Here is a 12,948-nt window from a genome sequence, read left to right as displayed (position 1 = left end):
GGGATCATGCCGTTCGGTCCACACTGTCCGTGTGGGCCGTGACGGCCCACACGGCCGTTCGGCCGTATCCGCAGGCTGTCGATCCAACGGGAGAAACACCATGCGCCTCCGCTCCACCCCCGCCTCCGCCCTCTCCGTCGCGGCGGCCCTGGTGCTGACCGGCACCGCAATGTCGGTGATGACCGGCACCGCGTCCGCCGGAACGGTGAGCCGTCTCGCAACATGCCAGGAGAAGGCCCTCACCGTGCACGCCTCACCCGGCGGACAGCAGAACGTCGCCCGTGTCGACGTCACCAACCACGGCAGCCGGGCCTGTGTGGTGGACCGGATCCCGACGATCACCTTCACGGGGCTGGACGGCTCCGCCCAGCCCGTGCCGCCCGCCGAGAGCGGCCCCTACACGCTCTCCGCGGGCGAGCGGGCCTACGCCGCCGTCCGCACCGCGGACCCGGCGAGCTCCGAGGGCCACGTCGTCGACGGTCTCTCCGTGGCGGCCGATCCCTCCCACCTGGGCGTCACCTTCAGCGGGGCCACCGTGGGCATGCCCGGGGGCGTCCACGTGTGGGAGCCGATCACCACCCTGTGGCAGGAATCGAGCGCCGCGGCGGACCTCGCCCTGGCGGACGCGGTGGGCTGACGGGCGGCCGCGGACGCGGCGGTACGGCCCGGGGCAGGACGCTCTGCCGCTACAGGCCGTAGGTCGTACCGCCGACGGTCCGCCGCGGGTCCGGGGCCTTCGTCGCGCACAGCGGGCCGCCCTCGAAACCCACGTTGACCAGTGCCGTGGCCCGGCCTGCGGAGTCCACCAGCTTCAGGGCGTGCCACCGCGACAGCCAGAACACGCGGCCGCGGTGCTCGGCGAGCAGTTCCGTCAGGGCCGCCGGGGCGTGCGTCCACACCCTCGGCAGTTCCCCGGCGTGGTCGAAGGCGGGGCGCAGCCCGATCCAGCCGTCGGCGGCGACGTCGCCCGAGGTGAGCAGGAGCTCCACGGCCTGGCCGGGCTCCTGGTGGCACTTCTTGGCGTGGATCCAGTGGACGTGGTGACCGGGGCCGTGGCCGGAGCAGCCGTCATCGGGGATGAGATGGGGGAGCATGGGTTTTCGCCTTCCCGAGATCATGGACCTCAGGTGCTCTGCCCCGACGGTCCGCTGTTCCCCGCACGCCGCGCACGGGGCAGGTCCTCACCCGGAGCACCCGCAGCGGAGCGGGGTGCCGTCCAGTCAGCCGGGGCTGCGCACTGGAACTCATGACCTACGAAGACTGTATCCCACGGCCGGTGATGCCCGACGGGTGGTCAGGGCCCGCACCGGCCGGGGGCGCCGGTCGCCCCGCGCCACCCGCCGGTCGTCGAACTGCCACCCGTCGGCGGTCGTCGAGCCACCACCCCGCCCGTCGTCAGCCGTGCAGCAGGACCGGGAAGGCCGCCAGATCGTTCTGCGTCATCACCGGCAGCTTGCTGATCTCCTCGTCCGGGACGGCCGCCCGCAGCGCGGGGAAACGCTCGAACAGTGCGGGCAGGGCGATGCCGGCCTCGACGCGGGAGAGCCCCGCGCCGGGGCAGATGTGCGGACCGTGGCCGAAGGACATGTGCCGGATCGGGGTCGGCCGGGTGATGTCGAACGCGTCGGCGTCCGCCCCGTGCTGCCCGGTGTCGCGGCCGATGGCCCGGTAGGAGATCACCACGCCCTCGCCCTTCGGGATCACGTCGTCGCCCACCTGGATGTCCTCGGTGGCGAACCGCATCAGCAGATGGGTGGTGGGGGTGTCCCAGCGCAGGGTCTCCTCGATCACCGTCTCCCACGGGATCTCGCCGTCGAGCACCTTGCGCAGCTGGTCGGGGTGGGTGAGCAGGGCCCGCACGGCGTTCAGGATCAGCCCGATGGTGGTCTCGTGACCGGCCGCCACCATCGCCTTGAGATTGCCCACCACCTCCTCCTCGGTGAGCGGTTCGCCGCCCTCCTCGGCCAGGATGAGCGCGCTGGTGAGGTCGTCGGTCGGCCGTGCGGTCTTCTCGCGCACGAGGTCGGTGTAGAAGACGTCCAGCTCGGCCAGCAGCGCCAGGCGCTCCTCCTGCGGCGTGAGCATGGAGAAGAACGCCTCGTACCGCCTCATCAGCATGGGGTGTTCGGCCTCGCCCACGCCCATCAGCATGCCGACGACCCGCATGGGCAGCGGCTGTGCGAACACGGTCTTGAGGTCGACCACCCCGTCCTCGCTCCGCTCGGCGTGCTCGGCGAGGGCGTCGAGCAGTTCCTCGGTGAACTTCTCTATCGCCGGGCGTATCTCCTCCAGCCGGCGCGGGGTGAGCGCCTGGGAGGTCTTGGTGCGCAGCCGTCGGTGTTCCGCGCCGTCCACCGTGAACATGGAGCGTCCGGCGTCGATCATGCCGATCAGCGGCCAGTCGTGCGTGACCTCCCCGCGCTGCCAGAGCCCCCAGACATCGATGTCCTTCACCAGCCTTGGGTCGACGAGCAGTTGGCGGGCCAGGGAGTGCCGGGTGACGGTCAGGGCCGGCACGCCGAGCAGTTCGATCCTGGCGAGCGGACCGGCGTCGCGCAGGCGTGCCGTCTCGCCGTCGAGGTCCTGGACCAGGGGGTCGACGACCAGGACCGGGCCGTTCGAAGCGTCTTCTCGGGCGGTGTACGGACAGTTCAAGAGAAGTCTCCTGTCGGTCGTACGGGGGAGAACCGGACGGGCAGCGCGGTCATCCCCCGCAGGAAGGCGGACTGCCGCCGGACCAGTTCCTCTGCGGGAACGGACAGTTCCAGGTCGGGCAGCCGGTCGAGCAGCACCTCGATCCCGGTACGGGCGATGATCTCGGCTATCTCCTGCGCGGGGAAGGGGCAGCGGTACTCGCCGTGGCTGAACGCCATGTGCGCACCGTTGCCGCTGCGGCCGTACGACCCTCCCGCGACGGAGAGGTGCTGCCGGATGTGCGGGTCGGTGTTGGCAGCGCCCAGTCCGAGGAGCAGCATGTCCCCGGCCCGGATGCTCCGCTCCCCCAGCCTGGTGTCGCGGGCCGCCCAGCGGCCGGCGAGGATCTGCGTGGGGCACTCCTCCCAGAGCACCTCGTTCATGGCTTCGGCGACGCTGTGTCGTCCGCCGGAGAGCGCCACGGCGAACTCGTCGTCGGTGAGCATCAGGCGCAGTGAGTTGCCGATCCAGTCGGCGGTGGTGAGGTGTCCGGCGGCCGTGATGGCCATCAGGTCGAGCACATACTCCTCGTCGGTGAACTCGCCGGGGTACTCGAGCATCCGGGAGGCCACGTCCTTGCCGGGCACGGCACGGCGGGCCGCGAGCAGGCGCCCCATGTGCTCCCCGAACCGCAGATGGGCCTCCTGCGCGCCCGGCCCACCGTCGGCCAGGTCCCTGAGCACCTCGGCGATCTGCGCCCCGTCCTCGTCGGGAAAGCCGACCAGCCGGGCGAGGACGAGTACCGGAAGCGGTACGGCGAAATCGGTGATCAGGTCCGCCGTGCCGCGTTCGCAGAAGCTGTCGACGAGACGGTCCGCCAGTTCCTCGCAGTCCTGGCGGAGTTCGAAGTGTTCGACCTCCTCCAGCGCGTGTCCCACCATCGCGGCGTGGCGCCGGTGCTCGGCCCCGGCGGTGAAGTAGATGGACGGCATCGGCCGGCCGACCATGGGTAACAGCGGCCAGTCGTCCGGGACGTTCCCCCACTGGTTCCACAGTGCGACGTCCCGGGGGAACAACTCGCCGTCGCTGGTGACCTGGTGGAGTTCGCGGTAGCCGACGACGAGCCAGGCCGGGAACCCGCCGGGCAGTTCCACGGGTACGACGGGCCCGTGCTCGTTCCGCATGGCGCGGTAGACGACGTGGGGTTCCGTGTGGAATTCGGGTCCGCTGAGCGGGACGGCGGACCCGCCGGGGCGCACCGGGCAGCCACCGCCGGTGGTCGCGCCGGTCTCGGCCTGGTGTTCGGGCACGGCGGATGCGGGCGGCGTCATCGTACGGGTTCTCCTGTGACGAGGGCTTCGCTCGTTGCGACGATCGGTTGATCAACGCGGCTTCACTATAGGGAAGTTTGGTAAGTCTTTAGGGGTCAATCGCGAGCATTGCCATCACATATTCGATCGACAACGACTGCTTTTGACCCTTCCCTCCGTGTTCCGCAGCGCCGTACGCGCTCGTTCCCGGTACGTCGCAGCTCCCGGTACGGCGCGCCGTTCCTGGTACGCCGCAGCCCTCGGTGCGCCTCCGCTCGCCGTACGCGCGTGCTCCCGTACGCGCGTACGGCGGCCGCCACGACGTGCCGGGCGACCGCCACCGTTCCCGGGCTGCTGCTACGGCTTGCGGGCGACCGCGCCGTAGATGGGCACGGGCCGGGTCTCCACCGGGAGTTCGCCGACGTTGAGTTCCGGGTGCCAGTCGACGACCTGGACGACCCCCGGTTCCACCACGTCCAGCCCGTCGAAGAAACGGCTGACGCCCCGGTGCGACCTCGGTACGAGCGTCACGCCGCCCGCCGCGTACGAGGCCACCCCCTTCTCCACGCTCTCGGGGTCGAAGTCACCGGTGAGCTGGGACAGGACCAGGCAACTCCCGGCGGGAAGCCGCTCCATGAGCCGTTCCACCAGCGCGTACGCCCCGGCGCCCGTCCCGTTCCCCTCGCTCCCGCCGTCCTCGACGAAGTGCAGCAGGGCGATCAGGGACAGCGCGACGGGCCGGTCGAAGTCGAGCACGTCGGCGGCGAGTTCCAGGATCCGGTCCGGCTCCCGCGCGTCGGCGTCGAGATATGCCGTCACCCCTTCGCCCGTGCCGCTCAGCAGGGCTTCGGCGTGGGCCAGGACGATCGGGTCGTTGTCCACGTACACGACCCGGGCGGCGGGCGCCGCGCCCTGGACGATCTGGTGCAGGTTGGGCTCGGTCGGAATGCCGGAGCCGATGTCCAGGAACTGCCGGATCCCCTCCTCCCCCGCGAGCCAGCGCATCGCACGGTGCATGAACCAGCGGTTGTGGCGTGCGATCCGTTTCGTGTCCGGCGACAGTGCGGCGATCTGCCTGCCGAGCTCCTCGTCGACGGGATAGTTGTCCTTCCCGCCGAGGAGCCAGTCGTACACCCGCGCGGAATGCGGCCTGGTGGTGTCGATGCGGTGCGCACCGGTCGGTCGCGCCCCGGACTCGTGCCCTGTCATGTGGTGTTCCCCCTGTCGCTGTGGTCGGTGCCGGTCCTGTCGCTGCTCCTGGTGCTGGTGGTGGTGCTGGTGGTGCTGGCGGCGGCCGGTTCCCCTGCCGGCCGTCTCGAAGAGCGGTCACCCGGACGACCGCGCGGCACCGCCGGGGCAGGTGGCCCCCGACGGTGCCGCGGGGATCATTCCTTGACGCCGATCCCGCCGAAGGCGTCGACGTCCGCGGGGACGGTCGCGCTGTCGGCGTCGGGCCGCCACTCGCTGAGCCGGACGAACCCGGGGTCGAGGATCCGCAGCCCGTCGAAGAGCCCGACGATCTCGTCGGGTTCGCGGACGTAGTACGGAACGGCGCCGCTCTCCATGTACGCCTTCTCGGCGGCGATCATGCCCTCGCTGGTCCGCGTCCCGTCGTACACCACGAGGTGGCTGCCGGACGGCAGTCCCGCCATCAGCCGGCCGACCACCTCGCGGGCCCGCCCGAAGTCGCCCGCGTGGCCGAGGATGCCGAGCAGCATCAGGGCGACGGGCCGGTCGAAGTCGAGCGTCTTCTCGGCCTCGGCGAGGATGGCGTCCGGCTCGTAGAAGTCCGCGTCGATGTAGTCGGTGACGCCTTCGGGCGAGCTGGTCAGCAGTGCCCGGGCGTGCGTCAGCACGAGCGGGTCGTTGTCCACGTACACGATGCGCGACTCGGGCGCGAGGCCCTGGGCCACCTGATGGGTGTTGTCCGCGGTGGGCAGCCCCGTACCGATGTCCAGGAACTGCCGGACGCCCCGCTCCTCCACCAGGTGGCGCACCGAACGCCGCAGGAACTGCCGCCCCGCCACCGCCACGTCGACGAGTCCCGGGAAGAACGCCTTGATCTGGTCGCCTATCTCGCGGTCGACCTCGTAGTTGTCCTTGCCGCCCACGAAGTAGTTCCAGAAGCGGGCCGAATGCGGCCTGGTGGTGTCGATCCGCTCCGACACCGCAGGGGCGGGAGGGGTGACGGACGACTGCTGCTCGCTCATGGGACCTCCGGGCGCGAAAGCGATCAAGCCATGCCCTCAACCTACCTGGGTGTCGCGGGAGTCATGCGCCGCCTGCTTCACCGGATGCACACCCGGCCACCGAGGACCGGCAGGGTTCTCCCGCTTTTCACCGAGCGGTCGAAGAGCGTCCTTCTCTGCTCCGCATCCGCACGACGAGGGCAGGCGTGTTTACATCGCAAACGAGCTGTGCATGTCCTTCCCGGGGTCGTCCGTGTACCTTGGATTCATGAAGAGCGATGGTGTGTCGCCCACCGCGGATTCCCTCGTCACCGCCGCCGAGATCGGGCGCCTGGCGGGAGTCACCCGCGCCGCCGTGTCGAACTGGCGCCGACGGTACGACGACTTCCCCGCGCCCGCGACGGACAGCACCAGCAGCCCGCTCTTCTCGCTCTCCGAGGTGCGCGCCTGGCTCGCCGCACAGCACAAGGGCCAGGAGGTCTCCGACGAGGTGCGCCTGTGGCAACAGCTGCGCGGGACGCACGGCGAGGACATGGTGCACGGCCTCACCGCCGTCGCGGAGATCCTCCTGCGGTCGGCCGGAGAACCGGGAAGCCGGGAGACAGGAAACCGGGGACCGGGAAGCCGGAAGTCGGGGGGCAGGGATTTCGGAGGCGGGGAGTCGGGGGGCGGGGAGGACTCCGTTCTCGGGCACCTGGTGAAGGAGCTGGCCGGGGAGCGTTCCCCGGCCGAGCTGTTGGCCGGGCTGACGGTGCGGTACGCCGAGTCCTCGGGCCGCGCCGGTTCCGACGGTGTCACCTCACCCCGGCTCGTCCGGGCCGTCCGGCACGTCGTCGGCGAGGAGCGCGGTGACGTCTTCGACCCCGCCTGCGGCATCGGTTCCCTGCTGCTGGCCTTCTCCCCGGGGGCCCGGTCCCTGACCGGCCAGGAGATCGACCCGGCCAACGCCCTCTTCGCGCGGCTCCGCGCGGAGGTGACCGGCGTCTCCGGCATCACCATCAGCACGGGCGACTCCCTCCGCGCGGACCGGCAGCGCGACCTCAAGGCGGATCTGGTGGTGTGCGAACCGCCGGTCGGGGTCGTCGACTGGGGCCGGGAGGACCTGCTCCTGGACCCGCGCTGGGAGTTCGGCGTGCCGTCGCGCGCGGAGAGCGAGCTCGCCTGGCTCCAGCACTGCTACCACCACACGGCCCCGGGCGGCAGGGTCGTCGTGGTGATGCCGCCCTCCGTCGCCTACCGCAGGGCCGGGCGGCGCATCCGGGCCGAGATCGTACGGCGCGGCCTGCTCACCGAGGTCGTGGCGCTGCCGCCGGGTATGGCCTCCGCGCACGCCCTCCCCGTTCATCTGTGGCTGCTCAGACGCCCCGACGGGCCGGACGGGGTCACCGATTCCGTACGCATGACGGACCTCACGGCCAACGCCCCCGACGGACCGCTGGAACCGGCGGAGGGCCGGACCGCGGACGTGGCCCGCATCGATCTGCTCGACGACGTCGTCGATCTGACGCCCGCGGCCCACCTGTCCGTCGGGCGCGCCGACCTCACCGCCGAGTACGAGGCGGCACGGGCGGCGATCGACGAGCAACTGGGAGCGCTGCTCAGCGCGTTGCCCCAACTCTCCGAGGGCGGGGCGGGCAGTCTCCGGGACAGGGCGGTGGTCAGCGTCTCGGAACTGGCGCGCGCCGGGCTGGTGGAGACGACGGAGGACTCGGCGGTGTCGACCAGCGAGCAGCTGGACACCGACTATCTGAACGGGTTCCTCCGCAGTGCCGCCAACAACCGCCGTTCGACCAGCGCCAGCGGCACGTTCCGGGTCGACCCCCGCGGCTCCCGGATCCCCCGGATGGCCATCGACGAGCAGCGACGGTACGGCGCCGCCTTCCGGGCCCTTTCGGAGTTCGAGGAGCGCATCGGGCGTCTGAGGGAACTCGGCGAACACGCGGCCTCGCTGGCACGGTCCGGTCTCACCAGCGGCGCCCTGCTGCCCCCGTCCTCCGATACCCCCGCCCCGCCCGCGGACCAGGAGAAGGACAAGGACCGGACCAAGCGGGACGGGAGCTCCTGACGGGAGAGTTTGGTGGGAGAAGCCAGGTGCGCATGCCGTGTTCGTCGGGGCGTAGGTTGTGCGGTGAAGAGTTCCCACCTCGGTTGAAGGACGAACGGTACCCATGACCGACCCCACGGCGGCGTCCGGCCCGGAGCGGCAGAAGATCGACACGTCGGTGCCGCACTCGGCCCGGATCTGGAACTACTGGCTGGGCGGCAAGGACAACTACCCGGTCGACGAACAGGCCGGGGACGCGTACAGCGCCGTCTTCCCCGGCATCACCACCGTGGCCCGCAGCAGCCGCGCCTTCCTGGGCCGCACGATCACCCACCTGGTCACCGAGGCCGGGATCCGCCAGTTCCTGGACATCGGGACCGGTCTGCCGACCGTGGACAACACCCACGAGGTCGCCCAACGGATCGCCCCGGAAGCCAAGATCGTCTACGCCGACCACGATCCGCTGGTCCTCGCGCACGCCCGCGCCCTGCTCACCTCGACCCCCGAGGGCACGACCTCCTACATCGACGCCGATCTCACCGACCCCGACCGCATCCTGTCGGTCGCCGCCAGGACGCTGGACCTGACTCGTCCCACCGCTCTGATCCTCAGCAACATCCTCGGTCACATCGCCGACCACGACCGGGCGCGCGCCATCGTGGCCCGCCTGATGGACGGGTTGCCGTCCGGCAGTTACCTCTCCGTCAACGACGGTTCACGAGGGGTCGACGCGGACTACGAGCGGGCCCAGGACGCCTACAACGAGACCGGCGCCATTCCTTACTTCCTGCGCCCCGTCGACCAGATCACGGCGTTCTTCGACGGCCTCGAACTCCTGGACCCCGGCGTCGTGTCGGTGCCCTTCTGGCGGCCGGACCCCGCCTCCCCCGCCCCGCAGCCCATCGGTGAACACGGCGGTCTCGCCCGCAAGCCGTGACGTTCCGGCCGGCGGACGGGGCATGCCGGTGAACGTCCCGTACCGCACACGGCCCCGCACACAGGTACCGGCGACCGGACGCCGACGGCGCCCGCCCCGCATTCGCTCGGGCACGCCGGGCAGCGGGCTCCTCCCCTCCGACGCCCCGAAGCCGGTCGACGGCCCCTCGGGGCCGTCGGCGATCCGGTCCATGCCGAAGTCGAGGCCCACCCGGGAGCAGTGACGCAGGGCCAGTTCAACGACGGCCGCCCGCTCCCTTTCCCGAAGCCCCTCCAGCACCGCACCAAAGACCCACGGCGCGGTGCGCCTCGCGCATGAAGCCGCAACCGCCGCTCTTCGGGAACCGCCCCGCGAAGCCGCGCCCCTTCCCATAAAAGGGGCAATCAACTCCCGCAGCGTACACGGAAAGCAGAGAGTGCAACTTTCGGTCGTCACGTTTACATCGTCAACGCATCCCGGGTATGGTGCTGTCACAAAGGGGACGGAACCGCGCTCCGCGGCTGCCGCCCCGAGGTTGCGTCGCGTGAAAGTTGGGTGGCAGTGGAACTCAAGGCCTCGATCGCAACGCTGTACCGCAATCTCCAGCGGGCCGCGCAGCAGGGCGTCGTACCGCGCTCGGCCTTCGAGGCGGAGACGGCCACGCTGGGCCTGGACGACACCGCACGCGCACGGCTCGCCTCGGCCCTGCTCGAACTGGGACTGCGCCTGGAGGCGCCCACCACCACTGCCACACCCCTTGACGACTCCGGAGAAGTGAAGAAGGTTGCAGGCCCGCGCACAGAAAAACCACAACCGGAAGGCTGGGTACAGCCGCGGGTGGGTACGGCGCTGAGGTTGCTCGACCGCTACGTCGCGGAGCGGGCCGTACCGGAGCGCGCCGTGGCCGGCGTGGCCCGGCTCGCGGGCCTCACGGCGTCGGAGACGGCGGACATGCGAGCGCGGGCGGCTGCACGGTTCACACTGCTCTCCGCGGAACCGGAGGCTGCCCCGGCGGCGACCTCCGACATGACGGAACTCGCCCCGGAGGCCTCGGCTCCCCCGGCCCCCGCAGTCGGCGTCGGCGTCGGCGTCGGCGTCGGCGTCGAAGAGTCCGCCCCGCTCACCGCGGGTCTCACGGCGGCCGTCGCCGCGGCGCGGGCCGTCATCGAGGAGGACCGCTACACCAAGCGGCCCGGGAAGCGGATCCTCACGGCCCTGGAGGAGGTCGGGCTCAGCGTGCTCCTGCGCGGCGGCCCCCGACGCATCTCCGTCGAGCCGACCGACGAGGAGTTGGGGAGCCTGCCGGCCACGGACATCCGCCGCCGCGCACGCGACTGCCTCGCCGTCCACAACCAGGGCCTCGTCTGGGTCCAGGCCCGGGCGCACCTGGGTCAGGGCCTCGACGAGGACGACCTCTTCCAGCACGGGATGATCGGCGTCCTGCGCGCGGCCCGGAAGTTCGATCCCGCGCATGGCAACAAGTTCTCCACCTACGCGACCTGGTGGGTGCGGCAGTCGATCACCCGGGCGCTGGCGGACGAGGGCAGCGCCATCCGCATCCCGGTCCACATGCACGAACTCGTGCGCAAGGTGGGCCGGGTGGAACGTGAGCTGTTGTCGGCCGGGAAGTCCCGCAGCGCGGCCGCCGTCGCGGTGGCCTGCGACCTCCCCGTCGGCAAGGTGGAGGAGATCCGCCGGATCAGCAAGGTCACGGACTCCACCGACCGGATCATCGGGGACGGCACGCATCTGGGCGAACTGCTGGAGGTTCGCACCGCGCTGCCGTCCGTCGAGGTCGCGGTCCTGGCCGTGCTGGCGGACGAGGGCGTACACGATCTCGTGGCCCTCCTGCCGGAGCGCTACGCCCGCATCGTGACCCTTCGCGTCGGCCTCGACGGCACGCCTCCCGCGACTCTCGACGCCATCGGAAGCGAGCTCGGCGTCACCCGTGAACGGGTACGGCAGTTGGAGTCCCAGGCCTTCTCCGTGCTGCGGATCGCCCTTCGTCACCCGGCCGGCAACCCGTACGGGGCGCTGTCGGAGATGCTGACCGGGGCCGGGGAGGACGGGACGACGAACAACCCCGTGGGCGCGATCAGCAGGGATCTCGGCAAGCCGGACTGGCGCGCCGGGATCGAGGCGCTCACCGCGTTCCGGGCTCGGGAGGGACGCGCCCTGCCCGAAAGGAACCACGTCGAGGACGGGTTCCCGCTGGGGAAATGGGTGGCCCAGCAGCGTGCCGAGGGCGGGGTGGGGGGCCGTGGCCTCCCGGTGCAGCGGCGGCTGCTCCTGGAGATCCTGGGCATGGTGTGGGCCGCGCCGAGGTCCGCGGAAGCCCAGGAGCGGATCCGGCGCGCCCACGCCGAGAGCCGGGCCCTTCGCACGGCGGGGCGGCACCGCCGCCCGGCCCGTACCGCCACTCCTCCTGCTCCGCATCCGGTTCCTGCCCCCGCGTCGGCCGCGCCCGCACCGGCCGTGCCCGAAACCGCCTCGATTGAAGCGGAGCAGGTGGCGGAGCCGGAGTCCCGGCCGGCACCCGCGGACGCGCTCAAGGAGTCCGCCCCCGTCCGTGCCCTCTCTCCGGCAACGGCCGACGCGGGCATGAGCCCGGACGCGGACACCGACCCGGACGTAGGCGCGGGCACCGACCTGCACGCAGGCCCGGACCCGAACACGACCGACACCGCCCCGGCCGCGAACACGACCGACACCAACACCGACCCCGACCCTGACGCGAACGCGAACGCGAACGACGCCGGCCCGGGCGCGGACCCGACCGACGCCCTCACGACGGCGGACACGTTGCCCGCTCCCGCAGCGACAGACCCGATCGACGCTCCTGTGCCGACGGGCTCGGTCGGCACTCCCGAAGCGGTCGCCGAAGCCCCCGCGGTGCTCGCGGACGTGCCGGGCACCGCTGTCGGCGTCGTCGACGATGCCGCGCTCCGCCGGACGTCGGCCGCTGCCGAGGAGGCGACCAGGCGGCTGAGGGAGCTGGAGGCCGAGGTGGCCGACCGGGTCGCTCGGGCCAGGGCGGCCGAACGCAACCACGCCCGTGCCGAGGCGCGGGCGGAGGTGGACGAGGCCACCCGGCGGATCCGCGCGCTGGAGGCGGGGCTGGCCGATCGGATCGCGCACGCCAGGGCGGAGGAGCGGAACAGCGCACGGGCCGAGGCCCGGGCCGAAGCGGAGCAGCAGATCGCCGCCGTCCGCGACGAGGCCGAACGGCTCGTCAGGGAAGCCGGGTACGCCGCCGAGGAGCGGGTGCGGCAGGTCAGGGCCTCGATGGAGCACGCGGCCGCCGAGCGGGAGGAGCAGGTGCTGCGTCGCGTCGAGGAGGAGGTCGCCCGCCGGACCCTCGGCATCGAGGAGGCCGCCCGCCAGGAGGTTCTCGCGCTGGAGGCCCGGCTGCGGCAGGCGGAGGCCGCCTTCGCCGAACGGGCCCACGCCGCGCAGGCGCTGGAGCAGGACACGGCCGAGCGGGTCCGGGCGGCCGAGCGCTGGGCGGAGCAGCGGGTCGCCGAGGCCGAACAGGCCGTGCGCTCGCACGCCGCCGAGGTGGAGCGGGCCGCACGTGCCCGTACGGCCGAGGTGGAACAGGCGGCGCGCTCGCGCATAGCCGAGTTGGAGGCACGGCTCGCATCGATGCACGAGACACCTGCGCCCCCGTACCCGTACCCGTATCCGGCCCCCTCCCCGACCCCGCCCCCCGCTCCCACTCCGGCCCCAACCCCAACCCCCGCCCCCGCTCCGGCTCCCGCTCCGGCCGACTCTCAGCAGCACGACACCCGTCGCTGGTGGAGGCGTGGGTGACGGCCCCGGAGCAGGCCGGCCCGTCCCCCGTCGCCACAACCA

At 72.0% G+C, this 12,948-nt stretch carries 9 protein-coding genes and 1 riboswitch; of the genes, 4 read left to right on the top strand and 5 right to left on the bottom strand.

Features of this window, described 5'->3' with window-relative positions:
- Nucleotides 1-100: 100 nt before the first annotated feature.
- Nucleotides 101-637: a DUF4232 domain-containing protein gene (locus OCT49_RS30380; RefSeq protein ID WP_283855001.1), complete on the top strand. Its 537-nt coding sequence runs from the start codon at nt 101-103 to the stop codon at nt 635-637.
- A 49-nt stretch (nt 638-686) separates the two neighbouring features.
- Here OCT49_RS30380 and OCT49_RS30375 read toward each other — a convergent pair whose 3' ends face one another.
- From OCT49_RS30375 to OCT49_RS30355, 5 genes are all read right to left on the bottom strand, one after another.
- Entirely contained in the window at nt 687-1,094 is a 408-nt protein-coding gene (locus tag OCT49_RS30375; RefSeq protein WP_283855000.1) for a hypothetical protein, read from the bottom strand.
- 48 nt (nt 1,095-1,142) lie between these two features.
- A riboswitch (SAM riboswitch) is annotated at nt 1,143-1,252 on the bottom strand.
- 143 nt (nt 1,253-1,395) lie between these two features.
- Complete coding sequence (locus OCT49_RS30370; RefSeq protein ID WP_283854999.1) at nt 1,396-2,655, bottom strand: cytochrome P450 family protein; 1,260 nt, start codon at nt 2,653-2,655, stop codon at nt 1,396-1,398.
- A complete protein-coding gene (locus tag OCT49_RS30365) occupies nt 2,652-3,965 on the bottom strand; it encodes a cytochrome P450 (protein ID WP_283854998.1) in 1,314 nt (437 codons plus the stop codon). Before OCT49_RS30365 ends, OCT49_RS30370 begins: the two co-directional genes overlap by 4 nt.
- A 336-nt stretch (nt 3,966-4,301) precedes the next feature.
- The gene (locus tag OCT49_RS30360) at nt 4,302-5,153 is read right to left on the bottom strand and encodes an SAM-dependent methyltransferase (RefSeq protein ID WP_283854997.1); all 852 of its coding nucleotides are present in this window, start codon (nt 5,151-5,153) and stop codon (nt 4,302-4,304) included.
- Nucleotides 5,154-5,329: 176 nt separating this feature from the next.
- Nucleotides 5,330-6,154 carry an SAM-dependent methyltransferase gene (locus OCT49_RS30355; protein WP_283854996.1) on the bottom strand — a complete coding sequence of 275 codons (825 nt, stop codon included), beginning with the start codon at nt 6,152-6,154 and terminating at the stop codon, nt 5,330-5,332.
- 247 nt (nt 6,155-6,401) lie between these two features.
- Between OCT49_RS30355 and OCT49_RS30350 the strand changes: the two genes are divergently transcribed.
- The 3 genes from OCT49_RS30350 to OCT49_RS30340 all read left to right on the top strand — a co-directional run bounded on the left by OCT49_RS30350 (nt 6,402) and on the right by OCT49_RS30340 (nt 12,906).
- Nucleotides 6,402-8,198: an N-6 DNA methylase gene (locus OCT49_RS30350; protein ID WP_283854995.1), complete on the top strand. Its 1,797-nt coding sequence runs from the start codon at nt 6,402-6,404 to the stop codon at nt 8,196-8,198.
- A 103-nt stretch (nt 8,199-8,301) separates the two neighbouring features.
- Nucleotides 8,302-9,114, top strand: coding sequence for an SAM-dependent methyltransferase (locus OCT49_RS30345; RefSeq protein ID WP_283854994.1), 813 nt, complete (start codon nt 8,302-8,304; stop codon nt 9,112-9,114).
- 534 nt (nt 9,115-9,648) lie between these two features.
- On the top strand, nt 9,649-12,906 hold the full coding sequence (locus OCT49_RS30340) for a sigma-70 family RNA polymerase sigma factor (RefSeq protein WP_283854993.1): 3,258 nt from the start codon (nt 9,649-9,651) through the stop codon (nt 12,904-12,906).
- Nucleotides 12,907-12,948: the final 42 nt, after the last annotated feature.

The sequence above is a fragment of the Streptomyces sp. ML-6 genome, assembly GCF_030116705.1.
Classification (GTDB): domain Bacteria; phylum Actinomycetota; class Actinomycetes; order Streptomycetales; family Streptomycetaceae; genus Streptomyces.
The sequence above is the reverse complement of the archived record's forward strand: the minus strand, read 5'-3'. Positions and strand labels throughout refer to the sequence as shown.

Bases quoted from the DNA above. Each gene is read 5' to 3' on its own strand.
- OCT49_RS30380 (WP_283855001.1), top strand. From the start codon at position 101: ATGCGCCTCCGCTCCACCCCCGCCTCCGCCCTCTCCGTCGCGGCGGCC.
- OCT49_RS30375 (WP_283855000.1), bottom strand. From the start codon at position 1,094: ATGCTCCCCCATCTCATCCCCGATGACGGCTGCTCCGGCCACGGCCCC.
- OCT49_RS30365 (WP_283854998.1), bottom strand. From the start codon at position 3,965: ATGACGCCGCCCGCATCCGCCGTGCCCGAACACCAGGCCGAGACCGGC.
- OCT49_RS30360 (WP_283854997.1), bottom strand. From the start codon at position 5,153: ATGACAGGGCACGAGTCCGGGGCGCGACCGACCGGTGCGCACCGCATC.
- OCT49_RS30355 (WP_283854996.1), bottom strand. From the start codon at position 6,154: ATGAGCGAGCAGCAGTCGTCCGTCACCCCTCCCGCCCCTGCGGTGTCG.
- OCT49_RS30350 (WP_283854995.1), top strand. From the start codon at position 6,402: ATGAAGAGCGATGGTGTGTCGCCCACCGCGGATTCCCTCGTCACCGCC.
- OCT49_RS30345 (WP_283854994.1), top strand. From the start codon at position 8,302: ATGACCGACCCCACGGCGGCGTCCGGCCCGGAGCGGCAGAAGATCGAC.